Source organism: Lacrimispora indolis DSM 755 (genome assembly GCF_000526995.1).
In the GTDB taxonomy this organism is placed as follows: Bacteria; Bacillota; Clostridia; order Lachnospirales; family Lachnospiraceae; genus Lacrimispora; species Lacrimispora indolis.
The window spans coordinates 5653343-5667390 of record NZ_AZUI01000001.1; the positions used below are offsets into that span (position 1 = coordinate 5653343).

Genomic DNA, 14048 nt, shown 5'->3' on the forward strand with positions numbered 1-14048 from the left:
GCCCTTTATTTATTAGAATTTTTAATAAATAAAAAAGGAACATTGGGAAACGGAATCACAAGTGACTGCATGGCTGCCGTTTTCTCCAATGCTCCCAAATGGGAATGCAGGGTGTGGCCTTTGGTTAATCCAGTTCCACTGCCCCGGTATAAAGCTGATAATATCTGCCCTTTTGGTCTAAAAGATCCTCATGGTCTCCCCGTTCAATGATCTCACCGTTTTCCAATACCATGATGGCATTGGAATTGCGCACCGTAGACAGCCGGTGAGCGATGACAAATGTGGTCCGGTCCGCCATGAGGCGGTCCATGCCCCGTTCAATGTGCTTTTCCGTTCTGGTATCCACGGAGCTGGTAGCTTCATCAAGGATCAGGATCGGCGCTTTTGAAATAGCTGCTCTGGCAATGTTTAAAAGCTGTCTCTGCCCCTGGCTTAAATTAGCCCCGTCGCCCTCCAGAACGGTATCAAAGCCGGCGGGCAGTCTCATGATAAAGGAATAAGCGGAAGCTGTCTTTGCGGCCTGGATCACCTCTTCATCCGTTGCATCAAGTCTTCCGTAACGGATGTTCTCCATTACAGTCCCTGTAAACAGATGGGTATCCTGAAGGACCATGGCAATGTTATGCCGGAGATTCTCCCGCTTGATATGGCGGATATCCACTCCGTCAATGGTGATCTCACCGCCCTGAATGTCATAAAAACGGTTTAAAAGATTTGTAATCGTGGTTTTTCCTGCGCCTGTGGAGCCTACAAAGGCAATCTTCTGCCCAGGCTTTGCATAAAGGCTTAAATCCTTTAAGATCACCTTATCAGGATCATAACCAAAGGTCACATGCTTCAGTTCTACATATCCGCTCATAGGCTCCAGCTCTGCCGCATCTTCGTCATCTGCCTGCTCCGGCTCCTCATCCATAATGGAAAATACCCGTTCCGCACCGGCAAGGGCGGAGAAAACATTGCTCACCTGCATGGACATTTCGTTGATGGGCCGTCCAAACTGCCTTGAAAAGGTTAAAAATACGGTCAGCCCGCCCACATCAAAGCCCCGGAGCACACAGAGCAGTCCTCCGATGCATGCGGTCAGGATGTAGTTTAACTGGCTTAAATTCCCCATAACCGGCATCATTACGCCTCCGAAAAACTGCGCATGGATCATATTGTTCCTTAAATCCTCATTGAGGATCTCAAACTCTTCTTCTGCCACATCTTCATGACAGAATACCTTTACCACCTTCTGGCCGCTGATGATTTCTTCAATATATCCGTTCACAGCGCCCAAAGAGCTTTGCTGGGCGGAGAAGAATTTCTGGCTTTTTGAAGCCACAAAGCCGCCCACCTTCATCATCACAGGTATCATGATTATGGTCACCAGAGTCAGCCAGATGTTCGTGTAGATCATGAGTACAAGAGTGCCTATGATGCTTAAAGCACCGGTAAAAAGCTGGATCAGGGTATTGCTTAACATCTGGCCGATGGTATCCACATCGTTGCTGAACCGGCTCATGAGATCTCCGGTGTTATTTGTATCATAAAACCGCACCGGCAGAGTCTGGATCTTTTTAAACAGGTCATCCCTTATTTCCTGCAGGGCGTTTTGTGCCACCGTCAGCATGATCCTGGACTGGGCATAGTTGGCGATCACCCCAATAAAATAAACGCTTCCCATGGCCATAAGACCTTTTGCAAGTCCTGAAACACTTCCCCTTCCTCCGCCGGAAGGGGCTATATACTGATTGATGATGGGACGCAGCATGTAAGAGCCGGCCAGCATGGCAATGGTGCCGATGATGACACAGAAAAGCGCCGCTCCCATGAAAAACTTGTATTTGTTTAAATAAGACATCAGCCGACGGATCGTTGCCTTGGCATTTTTCGGAATGCCGCCCTTTACCTGCCGGTTTCCTCCGGGCCCTCCCATTGCTCCCTGGCTCTTGACGGGCAGAGAAGTCCGGCCGTAACGCTTTTTCAGGCTGTCTATTTTTTTCCGCTTATCCATCATGCACCTGCCTCCTCTTCCCGTTCTCTCTGGGAATAATAAATTTCCTGATAAGCTTCACAGGACTCCAGCAGCGCTTCATGGGATCCCATGCCTACGATCTGTCCGTCATCAAGCACGATGATCTTATCCGCATTTTCTACGGAACCGATCCTCTGAGCAATGATGAATTTGGTGGTGTCCTTTAAAGTCGTCTGAAAACATTGGCGGATACGGGCTTCCGTTGCCGTGTCTACGGCAGAGGTGCTGTCATCCAGGATCAGTATTTTCGGTTTCTTTAAAAGAGCCCTGGCAATACAAAGCCTTTGCTTCTGGCCGCCGGATACATTGGAGCCGCCCTGGCCCAGATCCGTGTCATACCCGTCCGTAAAACTGGAGACAAAGCCGTCGGCCTGGGCGCTTTCCGCCATGAGCACCACCTCTTCCATGGTGGCGTTTTCATCTCCCCATCGAAGATTTTCTTCAATGGTCCCGGAAAAAAGAACATTTTTCTGCAGAACCATTCCAACGCCCTTTCGGAGGTTTCTGATGGAATAATCCTTTACATCAATGCCATCCACCAGGACCTGTCCCTCGTCCGCATCATAAAGGCGGGGAATCATCTGCACAAGAGACGTCTTTCCGCTTCCAGTTGAACCGATGATTCCAATGGTCTCTCCAGGCTCCGCCGTAAAATCAATGTGTTTTAAAACATTTTTCGACCTTCCCTTTACATACTGGAAGGAAACATTCTTAAATTCCACCCTTCCCCTTGTGACCTGGGCAGATTTTTCCGCCGCATGGTCATCGGTCAGATCAATTTCTGTATCCAGAACTTCTCTCACACGCCTCAAAGAGGCCATAGCACGGGAGGCCTGTAAAAATACCATGGATAAGAGCATCAAAGACATGAGAATCTGGACAATATAAGTGGTAAATGCCGTAAGATCACCTACCGGCATGTTTCCGCCTATGATCAGATTTCCTCCGTACCAAACCACGGCAAGAGTGGTGATATTCATGGCAAGGGTCATCACAGGCAAACTTACTATGACGATCCTCATAGCACTTAAGCTGCCTTCCTTTAAATCCAGATTTGTGGCCTGAAACTTCTTTTCTTCATAATCTTCCCTGACAAAGGACTTGATCACCCGCACATTTGTCAACGCTTCCTGCACTCCGGAGTTTAAGCGGTCGATCTTCTTTTGCATAACCTCAAAACGGGGAAATGCTATTTTTAGAATAATGAATATGGCCAGAACCAGTATGGGGACCACTGCCAGCAATATCACCATCAGCTGCCGGTTCATGAGATAGGCCATAATAAGGCCTCCGATCAGCATTCCCGGTGCACGGAACATCAGACGCAGGCTCAGCATCACCACATTCTGAATCTGCTGGATATCGTTGGTCAGCCTGGTGACCAGGGAGCCTGTGCTGAAATCATCGATGTTTTTAAAGGAAAACTGCTGAACCTTATGAAAAACATCCCTTCTTAAGTCCGTACTGAAGCAAATAGAAGCCTTGGAAGAAAAATAAGAGCCTCCGATCCCTCCTGCTGCCATGAAAAGGGCGATAACCAGCATTCTCCCGCCCATACTTAAAATGTATCCCATGTCTCTTCCTGCAACTCCGTTGTTAATGATCATGGAGGTCAGCTTGGGAAGCATGATTTCTCCTAAAACCTCTGTGAGCATCAGGAGCGGGCCAAGGATAAAGGCTCCCAGATACGGTCTGATATATTTCCAATATCGTTTCAAGTTATCAATCCTCTCTTTCTGTCATGTCCTTTTCCAAGGGGATCTGAGATAAATTGTCATAAATGCGGTCCAGATATTGTCCCATGGCGGCCAATTCTTCCTTTGAAAAATCACGGAACATCCGTTCTTCCACATTATGAAAAAATTCCCGGCTGTGCTCCACCATGTGCTTTCCCTTTTCCGTCAGGCAGAGCTTATTCATCCGGTTGTCTTCCTGGTCCACGGCCCGGGTGATGTATCCCCCTTTTTCCAATTTTTTTACCGATACAGCTATGGTTGCGGTGGACACATAAAGGCGTTCTGCTATCTCCTTCTGGGAGGCATTGGAGTGATCGGAAAGCATCATGAGAATCTGATGCTGACTGCGGTATACCCCTGTCTGCTTTAAGCGTTCATCCAGAATATATCGGTGCAGCTTCATAATCCTCATATATCTTACCATCACGCCATGGGTCGGCGAAAGGTTTCCCTTTAATCCTTTATCCCGGAACGGACACATTGGTTTCATTTGCAAATATTCCCCTTTCTGTTAGCTTACTAATAATTAGCTAATTAACTATACAGCAGTATATCACCTTATACCCTGGTTTGCAACCCGATAAATTTTGAAAATTTTGTGAATTTTCTACTATGATAACCCATTTTAGGGCTTCCATTCCCATGTCCAAAAAACTTTCCGCCCTGCTGCCTATAACAGCCATGGATCTTTCATGGCGGCATGGCATCACGGCGGTCAACTGCAGAAATCAGATTTTTTTCTAACCCTTTACCTTTTCTATTCCATTGGGAATCTTCACAGAATCAGAAAGTAAAAGCATCTGGTTCCATAGTTCTAAGTACTCTTTGCTGCTCATGTCTTTTATGGGCCTTTGCATTTCATATAACTCATGCATTTTTCCGTTCTTTATTAAAAAGCTTTCCGGCGTATGGTACTGCAGCTCAAAAATCTGGCCTTCAGGAGAGCGCAAGGTGGTATTGATTCCCTTATAAGGACTCTGCCTGTCAAGCCAGTAATTCTTGATTTCAACTGTATCATAGCCTGATTCCAAATAAAGCTCCATGGTTTTTAAAACCTTCTCCGCAAGCTCTTCCGCAGGAGCCGTATAAGTATATCTTAATATGTCCTTTACCTCATATCCCTGAAATCCCGGACCGTATTTCCTTTGGATCTTTTTCAGATATGAATTCCTGGATTTTATGCGGTTTTCCATTCCCGCCATGTCCATTCCTGCCCGTTTTGCCATTGCCCTGACCTGCCTTGTAATCTTTGGTTCATACTTCGCAGCCCTGTTGTAACAGGATATTCCCTTTACTTGAAGCCTGATGACCCCATGATCATACTGCCTTCCATCCCAAATGCGATTCCGCCACATTTTCTCCCCGCGCATTGTCCTGAATTTCCTTCGACACTTTTATCATATCATTCAGCATATGCAGAGGTCCCGGAAATTGTGTCTGTATTATTTCATGACAGGACCAAGGAATCCAAAAGCAGGAGGTCCATGAAAAAGCGGAGGCCTGAATCCTATGCAGGCCTCCGCTCCTCCGTCCTTAATCACAATTATCGTTTTCATTGCGCCAACGGCAGCGTGGATCATTGCACCCATCTCTAAAGCCGGCCCAGTATGCTCTTCTTCTTTCTTCTGCACAATTATCACGGTCGCCGCAATTATTGTTGCAGTTGTTGTTGCAATTGTTATTGCATCTACAGTTATTCCAGCAGGATCCGAAAAAGCAGCCCATATTTCACACCTCTCTTTTATTTATGTACTATATTATATGGGACGCTTAGACAAGATGTGAAAGAGGCGGATTTCAAAGCGTATGCATGATTCATTGCCCCCTCCCGGCAAACAGTGTTCCAACACTTCTGCCGATTTCATTTGTCACCGTGGAAGTGCCGACTTTTACTACGATTCGGTTTTGATACAATCCCATATTACACCTCAACAATTGCCGGCATATGTTTTGTAAGCGGCAAAAACCTGTGAATAATCTGCTTTGTTTCGATCTTCATATAACCCGTGGTTGTACCGTCGCTGCACCCGTACCATTCTTCACGGACAACATCTTTGTCAAAGACTATTTCCAAAGCATGATCGGTATCAAGCATTGCGCTGAAAACTGTTGCCGCACCAATCTTCGTTCCCAACATCTTTTCCATTAAATCCGCAGGGGCAAAGGATACACGAGACAGCCCTAATGCATTGCTGAACTCCTTTGACTTGAAAGGTTTATCACCTGCAGTAATAAACAGGTAAAAGGCTGTTTGCCGGCGATTGCAGAGAAACAAGGTCTTTACCATTTTCACGTTCAGCTTCTCATTAATCTGGAAGCAATCATCCATTGTAATTGCTTCATCGGTATCCACACGCTCAAATGGGATATGGAGAATATTAAGCGCATGGTATGTTTTTTCCTGTAAATCCGTTTTAAACCCGGACGGCGCAGTCGTATAAATATCACTTATAAAGAACATCATCAATTTCCTTTCCCTTGCACTTTTGGCATTCATAGTGTATCATGGTTTCATAAATTACAAAAACAAATGTTTATCATGGTTAGAATGACAAAATCAGATGAAAGGAGGTTGAAATTATATGGACATGAACATTCAGAAATACATGGCTTTCGTTAAAACCGTTGAGTATGGCAGTTTTACTAAGACAGCAGAGCTGCTGAATTACTCCCAATCCGGCATCAGCCGCATGATTAATGATTTAGAAAAGGAATGGCAGGTTTCGCTGCTTGAGCGTGGACGGGCTGGTGTACGCCTGACCTCTGATGGATTAATGCTGCTGCCATTTGCTCAAAGGGTGTGCAGCGAATATCAAAAATTACAGGCACAGGTAGACGAATTAAACGGTTTGCAGTCCGGCCTGATTCGGATTGGTACGTTTTCCAGCGTGGCAACTCATTGGCTCCCTAATATCATTAAAAAGTTTCAAAAGGATTACCCTAATATTGATTATGAGCTTCTGCTGGGTGACTACACAGAAATTGAAAGCTGGATTTTAGAGGGACGTGTGGATTGCGGCTTTCTCAGACTGCCTACACTTTCAGAGTTTGAAACAACCTTTTTAGATCAAGATAAACTGCTGGCAGTTCTGCCGGAAAATCACCCTATGGCTCATTGTGAGCGCTTTCCGGTAAAAGCGCTGTGTGATTACCCTTTCATGCTTTTAGAAAAAGGCGCTAAGGCTGAAATATGGGAAATATTTGAAAAATGCAATATCAAACCAAAAGTTCATTTTACGACATGGGACGATTACGCTATCATGTCTATGGTAGAAAGTGGATTGGGTATCAGCATTCTGCCGGAACTGATCTTACAGCGTATTCCGTATAGGATTGCAGTAAAGGAATTGGATATACCTGCCTACCGCAATATTGGTCTAGCAATGAAAGATAAAAAAACTGCTTCCCTCGCTGTTAAGAGATTTTTAGACTATCTGCCATTCAGAAACAAGCCGGAAGAAGAAAAACTGCAGTAAACGTTTCTCTAAAACTTTACGATCCTATGAAATGGTGATTGACAACAGGGCTGCTTGGTCCGATGGATGTTCCGCTGTTTCATCAGCTTTTGCTTTTGACAAACAATCAAGGTTTATGCTTAAAGATAATTCAAAAAAGTTAGCCTTGACTAACACCCACCCGCGATATTATAATTAGAATAATTCTAAAAGGAGTAATAATATGACTGCTTATTCATCACTAATTCTCGATATTATTAATTCATCAGAAGAACACCTTACTGCTGAACAGATCTATCTGAAATTGAAGGAGACTTCCTCAAAGATCGTGCTGGCAACTGTATACAATAATTTAAATACATTGTATGAGAATGAGCTCATTCAAAAGGTTGTAATAGAGGGAAGTCCAGATAGATATGACAAAAACATCATAAGACATGATCATCTGGTCTGTAAACAGTGCGGGCGTTTATCCGATATTGTACTTAAGGATCTAACGGCAAATCTAAAAAAAGAAATTGGAGAAGAAGTTCTTTCTTATGATTTAAAAATCAGCTATATTTGCCCTTCTTGCAGACAGGGAAAAGACAGCAAATAAGCATGACTCTAAGGAGTATGTGCTTAAAATATAAAAGGAGGTATTTATCATGCGATCTATAACAAAATTAAACATTCAGTACTCCCACCGTTTTCTCAATTATGAGGGAGAGGCCCAGTATCTTCACGGACATACCGGTTTGCTTACCATTGAGGTTGATGGTGATGTTGACGGCAGAACAGGCTTTGTGTACCCCTGCAACAGTATCAAACGTATTGCCTGGGATTACTTAAAAAACTTTGACCATGCTCTGATTTTACAGAAGGAAGATCCCATCTTACCGGAAATATTAAAAGTATATGAAGCACAGGGAATCCGTGACGGTGCAGAAACCAATACCATGGTTGGCGAGCCATTTGATACCGCGTTGGCAAAAGCTTATCCTGAGTGCCGTCTTGTGGTAGTTGAGAAAGTTGCGACCTGCGAAAACCTCATAGAAGTTTTCTACAGCCTGCTAAAAGATAAGTTGAACATTAAGAAAATGACATTCGCTTCAGGCGACAACTGCGCTTCTGCGGAATTTTAAACGAACTGTTTTTTTGACCAAATAAAAGAAAAAGGGGCTGGTGCACAAATGGATGAAAGAATCTATTGGAGCAGCTGCTCCTTTTTCATGCTTAAGAACCCATAAAAAGCTATGCAGGAAAAAAGCTGAGCCATAATATTAACCGGCAATATGAGCCAACACAACATAATGTGCAACGCAAAAATAAAAAAGCCTGGTAAATACCAGACTTTTTTGAGTGGAGCAGACGGGAGTTGAACCCGTGTCCAAAAACCAATTCCCTGTTCTTCTACTATCATAGTTAGTTTATTGACATTCCCTCCACCGCCCGGGAACTAACACCCTGACAGCTTCAGTAGCTTCATATTACGACCGTATGCTCAAAGCTTTGCAAACGTCGTTTCTCACATCGTCGATGCCGGGATCTTAAAGTGTGAGTGCCTTAAGGCCGACAAGCTGCATTAAGCAGCTAATGCTAATTCGTTATTGTTAGCGTTTATATTTAGGTTTGCCATTTAACGCATCGCATGCGGATAGCTTCACCAGCTGCATAGCCCCTGTCGAAACCAGTACTGCCCCTGACTGGTACTCTTCTGGAGAGCATTCTCATACTAACATGAATGAAACCAATTGTCAAGACCTCCGCTTTGGCTGCCGCCATTACCTTGTGGCAATGCTGCCTTAAGATTCCCTTTCTGTGTTTTTTTGTCATAAAATAAAAGAAGCCGGCTTCCGGCCATTCCCTTCCGGGAACGACCGGAGGCTGACTTCCTTATTTTTAACGTTTTTCTTCTCTCAATTCCTGAGACTCATATTCTCCCGGCCTATTCCGCCTGCAGGGCAGCCATGGTAAAATAATTATAAGGCTGATTAAAATGAGGCAGGAAGAAAATATCCGTCAGCTTTAACCGGTCAATGGTGACCTGCTCCTGGATCGCAAGGGAAAACATGTGGATTGCCATGGAAATATCATATTCTGAACACAGCTGTGCACCCAGGATGATCCGGGTTTTCTTATCATAAACGATCCTGATTTTCACTTTATAATTGTCATGCTCAATAAAGGCCGGTTTCTGGGTATCCTCATAATCCGCTGCTGCCGCATCATACCCCAGCTTTTTGGCCTTTGCATAAGAAATTCCTGTTGAAACCATTTTCAGGTTCCAGATACAGATCCCATTGGATCCCTGGACGCCAATGGATTCCAGGGGAGTGCCGCATGCATTATGTGCAGCCACAATTCCGGAACGTACGGCATTGGTGGCCAAGGCGATGTAGTTTGTTTTCTGAATGGAATTGTCAAAAACGGTTGCACAGTCACCGATCGCATATACATCAGGGCGGCTGGTCTGCTGCCGTTTGTCCACCAGATACGCTCCATTGGAGAACAGCTCCAGCTCGTCCCTGCCTAACTGGTTATTTGGCTTAAAACCGATTCCCAGTATTACCATGTCGGCATGATATTCGTTTTTGTCGGTGATCACTTTTTCCACCTTGCCGTTTCCGGACAGCTTTTTCACGGTTTCTCCATAAACCAGCTGAATGCCGTGGCTTGTTAAGTTCTCGGACATGATATCGGAAAATTCCTGATCATAATAGCCTGACAGGCAGGTGTGCATGTTGTCGATCAGGGTGACATTCTTTCCTACGCGGCGGAATGCTTCCGCTAATTCAACGCCAATATACCCTGCCCCTACAATTGCCACATCCTTTATGGAGTCATGGTGCAGTTTATCAATGACATCCTTGGCATTCTGAAACAGCTTTACATATTGGACGTTGTCCAGATCTTTCCCTTCAATATCAGGAGATATGGGAAGAGAACCTGTTGCAAGAATCAGTTTATCGTATTCCTGCTGGTATCTCCTGCCATACTTTCCCACAGCATAAACAAGCTTTTTATCATAATCAATGCGGTCCACTTTGGTTTCCATGTAAACCTTTGCGCCTTTTTCTTCAAATATGTCCTTGTTGCAATAAAACAGGCCTTCTGAGGAATGGATCTGCTCCCCGATCCAAAGAGCCATACCGCAGCCCAGAAAACTGATGTTGTCATTGGAATCAAATATAATGACTTTTTTATCTTTATATTTGTCTAAAATTGTGTTGATTGCTGCCGTTCCGGCATGGTTTGCCCCGATTACAACGATGCGTTCCATAAATAGCCTCCTTAAAAGTCTTTTTTCTTATCATACCACATCGTTAAAATAAAAACAATTATTATTATTAAAATTCTGCTTTTTACAGATCGTCAATCAGGGCGCTGCTCTTGGCATAGGCCGTACTTTTGGCTTCAAAAAAGTCAGTTTTGATCAAATTGGCGTTGCTGTACTGGCTGACCCAAAACATGGTCTCCGGCTCCCTGTCATGGCCCTGATAGATCTTTTCCCAGCCAAGGCTTGCACACCGTAAATTTCCCAGATACATGATGTAGTCTGTGATCATTTCCCTGGTAAGGCCCGGCACCTCGTCTCCGATAGCATAGCAGCCCCAGGCGATCTCCTGCTCACAGCCTTGCCTGATCATTTCCCGGTAAACCTCCACCCGTTCCCTGGTAAACAGCTCCGGCTCCTCCTTTACCAGTTCCAGGATCATGTTGCGGAACAGCCAAAGATGCGTGTTCTCATCCCGGTTGATGTAGCGGATCTCCTGGGAGGAACCTGTCATCTTATGGTTCCGTCCCAGGTTATAAAAGAACATAAAACCGCTGTAAAAATACACGCCTTCCAGAATATAATTAGCCACAACCGCCTTCATAAAGGCAAATGCGCTTTTGTCCTTTTGAAATTCATTATACAGATCACCGATAAAGGTATTGCGGGCAAGAAGATAAGGGTCGCTCTTCCACTGATAGAGGACTTCATTCCGCTTCTGAGGCTCACAGATGGTATCCAGCATATAGCTGTAGCTCTGACTGTGCACCGCCTCCTGGAATGTCTGAATGGAAAGGCAGAGATTGATCTCATTAGCAGTCACATATTCCCCAAGGGCCGGTAAATTGGCGGTCTGGATGCTGTCTAAGAACACCAGAAAGGACAATATCTTATCATAAGCCCGCCGCTCCTGAGGACTTAATAAAGGATAGTCCTTCCGGTCCCTGCTCAAATTGATTTCTTCCGGAATCCAGAAATTATTCATGGCCTGGCGGTACCAGTCACTTACCCAGGTGTATTTCATGTTGTTAAAATCATTAAGGTTTGTCGTGTTGCCGTTGATCATCCGGCGTTTTCTTACCTCAATTTCCCCATCCGGATGAAAAAGGGGCCTCTTTTTTAATTGTTCCATATCGGTCTTTTCACTTTCTCCAGTTTTATTATTCTCCTAAAGGCCCTTTAGCTGGAGCAGGCCTCGCAGTCATCCACTTCCAGACTTTTGGAGCGGATATAATAAATGGTTTTCACACCCCATTCCCAGGCCAGGATATAAAGTCCAAGCACCTGGCGAAGGGTGTAGTCATTGGTTATATAAAGGTTCATACTCTGGGCCTGATCCACATGGCGCTGGCGGACTCCTGCCGCCTGCACAGACCATTTCTGATCAATGTAATGGGCATTTTTATACTTCCAGAATGTGTCCGGCGATAAGTCCGGGGCCACCCTGGGCACCAGACCGTTCTTTTTTTCCTCCAGATAATACCGGTTTAAAACAGGGTCCAGTCCTGCCGTGGTTCCGGCGATCATGCTGGTGCTGCTGGTGGGCGCTATGGCAAGGAGCCAGCCGTTTCTCATTCCGTGGGCAGCCACTTTTTCCCGAAGGCTCTTCCACTTTTCAGAGCAATATCCCCGTTTATCAAAATACGCCCCTGTCTGCCATTCACTGCCTTCATACAGATCATATCTTCCCTTTTCCTCAGCAAAGTCGCAGCTGGACTGGATCGCCGCATAATTGATTGCTTCAAACACCCGGTCGGAAAATTTTAAATGCTCCTCTGATTCCCAGGAGATCCCGTTTTTTGCCAGCATGTGGTGATATCCGCTCACCCCAAGCCCCACCGGACGGTAACGAAGGCTGGTAACCTGGGCATAGGGAACAGGGAAAAAGTTTAAGTCAATCACATTGTCCAACGCCCGGATGGCGCTCCTGGTCAGTTCCGTCAGTTCCCGGGTATCCTTAAGATCGATTTTTCCCAGGGAAAGGCTTGCTAAGTTGCAGACCACAAAGTCACCAGGTTTTGTTATTGTTACCACAACGGTTTCCCCGTCCATTGTCTGGATCTGCTGCTCCACGTGTTCCACGGCGCTCATGTTCTGGGCAATTTCCGTACAAAGGTTGCTGCAGTAAATGATGCCGCAGTGGCTGTTGGGATTGGCCTCATTTACAATATCCCGGTTAAAAGTAAAAGGCGTTCCGGTCTCCACGGCACTCTTTAACACCAGACGGATGATGTCCTTAATGGGGATGACCCGCTTCTGGATGCGGCTGTCATTTACACAATCAAGGTAACGCTCCTCCCACTGGGCTCCATAAGAGTCTTCCAGCGCCCAGCCCTTTACAGTCAGAATTTCATGAGGGCACATTAAGTACCAGTCCCCCTCGATGTTCTCCTTTGCCTGCTTCCAGAACAGATTGGGGTAGCAGATGGCAGGAAAAACATCGTGAGCCTTCATCCGGTCATCGCCGTTATTGGTTTTCAGAGTCAGAAATTCAGGCAGATCCTTATGCCAGACATCCAGGTAAACCGCCACCGCCCCCTGCCGCACTCCCAGCTGGTCCACTGCCACGGCGGTATCATTGGCCAGCTTGATCCACCGGATCACACCTCCCGCAGCTCCCTTAAAACCGCGGATCGCGCTTCCTGCAGCTCGGACTTTTCCAAAGTAAAGGCCCATGCCTCCTCCGAACTTGCTGACCTTAGCAAAGCTGTCAATACTCCGGTAAATTCCATCCAGGCTGTCCGGCACTGTATCAATAAAGCAGGAGGAAAGCTGATGGTAAGGCTTTCTGGCGTTTGAAAGGGTGGGGGTGGCCATGGTGACCTTTAAGGTGCTGAGCATATCGTAAAACCGTTTTACCCAAGTCTCCCGGTCTTCCTTTTCCAGCATGGCAAGATGCATGGCAATTCCCAGAAACATTTCCTGGGGTGTTTCCAAAGGCGTATTCTGACGGCTTCGGATCACATACCGGTTAAGCAGCAGCTCCAGCCCTGAATAGTTGAACAGATGGTTTCTCTCCTGATCCATGAACGTTTCATACCGGTGGATTTCTTCCTCCTTGTAATTCTCCAGTATGTAATCTCCGTAAAGCCCCTCCTCTGTAAGAAAACAGATTTTATCGTAAAAGCTGCCAATCTGCCTCTGGTCAAGCTCTGCCTTTAACCTGATGTCAAAACGCAGCAGGAGAAGTCTTGCTCCTATATATTCCCAGTCCGGCGCTTCCTGGGTCGTCAGCTCCACCGCCGCCTGGATCAGTGCTCCCAACCGCTCCTCAAGGCTCATATCTTTCTTGCAAAACCCTGTGAATTTTATGGAAAGGTGATCCAGGTCATAGGATGGGGAATCCCACTCCTTTTGGATTCCGTCCAATACTTCTTCCAGTTCCTCTACCGCTTTAAAATATTCCAGAATTTCCTGTTTCCCATTTCTCTTGTCCATTTATAATTCCCGCCATTCCATGATTTATATTAGTATCAATAACTGTTATCCAATATCACATGTAAAAATATACCACAACATATAGTTAATTTCAACCATTGACATACAAAATATTCGTTCTCAGGATATTTTCTTCTTTTTTTATC

12 protein-coding genes and 1 other RNA gene are annotated in these 14048 nt (G+C 45.4%); 4 read left to right on the forward strand and 9 right to left on the reverse strand.

All coding sequences use genetic code 11. The features are described 5' to 3' along the window. Positions 1-124 precede the first annotated feature (124 nt). The 4 genes from K401_RS0127410 to K401_RS0127430 all read right to left on the reverse strand — a co-directional run bounded on the left by K401_RS0127410 (position 125) and on the right by K401_RS0127430 (position 5108). Positions 125-1996 carry an ABC transporter ATP-binding protein gene (locus tag K401_RS0127410; RefSeq protein ID WP_024295945.1) on the reverse strand — a complete coding sequence of 624 codons (1872 nt, stop codon included), beginning with the start codon at positions 1994-1996 and terminating at the stop codon, positions 125-127. Beyond that, positions 1996-3735: an ABC transporter ATP-binding protein gene (locus K401_RS0127415; RefSeq protein ID WP_024295946.1), complete on the reverse strand. Its 1740-nt coding sequence runs from the start codon at positions 3733-3735 to the stop codon at positions 1996-1998. Before K401_RS0127415 ends, K401_RS0127410 begins: the two co-directional genes overlap by 1 nt. 4 nt (positions 3736-3739) lie before the next feature. Further along, complete coding sequence (locus tag K401_RS0127420; protein WP_024295947.1) at positions 3740-4243, reverse strand: MarR family winged helix-turn-helix transcriptional regulator; 504 nt, start codon at positions 4241-4243, stop codon at positions 3740-3742. Positions 4244-4493: 250 nt separating this feature from the next. Continuing rightward, a complete protein-coding gene (locus tag K401_RS0127430; RefSeq protein ID WP_156945323.1) occupies positions 4494-5108 on the reverse strand; it encodes a hypothetical protein in 615 nt (204 codons plus the stop codon). Positions 5109-5262: 154 nt separating this feature from the next. On the opposite strand from K401_RS0127430, the gene K401_RS33105 reads away from it, so the two are divergent. Continuing rightward, a complete protein-coding gene (locus K401_RS33105) occupies positions 5263-5538 on the forward strand; it encodes a hypothetical protein (RefSeq protein ID WP_156882362.1) in 276 nt (91 codons plus the stop codon). Between the two features lie 136 nt (positions 5539-5674). Here K401_RS33105 and K401_RS0127440 read toward each other — a convergent pair whose 3' ends face one another. Continuing rightward, on the reverse strand, positions 5675-6217 hold the full coding sequence (locus K401_RS0127440; RefSeq protein ID WP_242837924.1) for a prolyl-tRNA synthetase associated domain-containing protein: 543 nt from the start codon (positions 6215-6217) through the stop codon (positions 5675-5677). A gap of 118 nt (positions 6218-6335) precedes the next feature. Between K401_RS0127440 and K401_RS0127445 the strand changes: the two genes are divergently transcribed. The 3 genes from K401_RS0127445 (at position 6336) to K401_RS0127455 (ending at position 8332) form a co-directional block, all read left to right on the forward strand. Beyond that, positions 6336-7229, forward strand: a complete 894-nt coding sequence (locus tag K401_RS0127445; RefSeq protein ID WP_024295951.1) for a LysR family transcriptional regulator — start codon at positions 6336-6338, stop codon at positions 7227-7229. A 202-nt stretch (positions 7230-7431) separates the two neighbouring features. After that, positions 7432-7806, forward strand: coding sequence for a Fur family transcriptional regulator (locus tag K401_RS0127450; protein ID WP_024295952.1), 375 nt, complete (start codon positions 7432-7434; stop codon positions 7804-7806). A 49-nt stretch (positions 7807-7855) separates the two neighbouring features. Further along, a complete protein-coding gene (locus tag K401_RS0127455; RefSeq protein ID WP_024295953.1) occupies positions 7856-8332 on the forward strand; it encodes a 6-pyruvoyl trahydropterin synthase family protein in 477 nt (158 codons plus the stop codon). A 215-nt stretch (positions 8333-8547) separates the two neighbouring features. Here K401_RS0127455 and ssrA read toward each other — a convergent pair. The 4 genes from ssrA to K401_RS0127480 form a co-directional block, all read right to left on the reverse strand. Beyond that, positions 8548-8890, reverse strand: a transfer-messenger RNA (tmRNA) gene (gene ssrA, locus K401_RS32640). Positions 8891-9135: 245 nt separating this feature from the next. After that, positions 9136-10470 (reverse strand): H2O-forming NADH oxidase, encoded by a 1335-nt coding sequence (nox, locus tag K401_RS0127470; protein ID WP_024295955.1) that lies wholly within the window; start codon positions 10468-10470, stop codon positions 9136-9138. An 82-nt stretch (positions 10471-10552) separates the two neighbouring features. Next, on the reverse strand, positions 10553-11596 hold the full coding sequence (locus tag K401_RS0127475; protein WP_024295956.1) for a ribonucleotide-diphosphate reductase subunit beta: 1044 nt from the start codon (positions 11594-11596) through the stop codon (positions 10553-10555). A 47-nt stretch (positions 11597-11643) separates the two neighbouring features. Further along, a complete protein-coding gene (locus tag K401_RS0127480) occupies positions 11644-13902 on the reverse strand; it encodes a ribonucleoside-diphosphate reductase subunit alpha (protein WP_027352300.1) in 2259 nt (752 codons plus the stop codon). Positions 13903-14048 lie beyond the last annotated feature (146 nt).

Bases quoted from the DNA above. Each gene is read 5' to 3' on its own strand.
- K401_RS0127410 (WP_024295945.1), bottom strand. From the start codon at position 1,996: ATGGATAAGCGGAAAAAAATAGACAGCCTGAAAAAGCGTTACGGCCGG.
- K401_RS0127420 (WP_024295947.1), bottom strand. From the start codon at position 4,243: ATGAAACCAATGTGTCCGTTCCGGGATAAAGGATTAAAGGGAAACCTT.
- K401_RS0127430 (WP_156945323.1), bottom strand. From the start codon at position 5,108: ATGTGGCGGAATCGCATTTGGGATGGAAGGCAGTATGATCATGGGGTC.
- K401_RS33105 (WP_156882362.1), top strand. From the start codon at position 5,263: ATGCAGGCCTCCGCTCCTCCGTCCTTAATCACAATTATCGTTTTCATT.
- K401_RS0127440 (WP_242837924.1), bottom strand. From the start codon at position 6,217: ATGATGTTCTTTATAAGTGATATTTATACGACTGCGCCGTCCGGGTTT.
- K401_RS0127445 (WP_024295951.1), top strand. From the start codon at position 6,336: ATGGACATGAACATTCAGAAATACATGGCTTTCGTTAAAACCGTTGAG.
- K401_RS0127450 (WP_024295952.1), top strand. From the start codon at position 7,432: ATGACTGCTTATTCATCACTAATTCTCGATATTATTAATTCATCAGAA.
- K401_RS0127455 (WP_024295953.1), top strand. From the start codon at position 7,856: ATGCGATCTATAACAAAATTAAACATTCAGTACTCCCACCGTTTTCTC.
- nox (WP_024295955.1), bottom strand. From the start codon at position 10,470: ATGGAACGCATCGTTGTAATCGGGGCAAACCATGCCGGAACGGCAGCA.
- K401_RS0127475 (WP_024295956.1), bottom strand. From the start codon at position 11,596: ATGGAACAATTAAAAAAGAGGCCCCTTTTTCATCCGGATGGGGAAATT.
- K401_RS0127480 (WP_027352300.1), bottom strand. From the start codon at position 13,902: ATGGACAAGAGAAATGGGAAACAGGAAATTCTGGAATATTTTAAAGCG.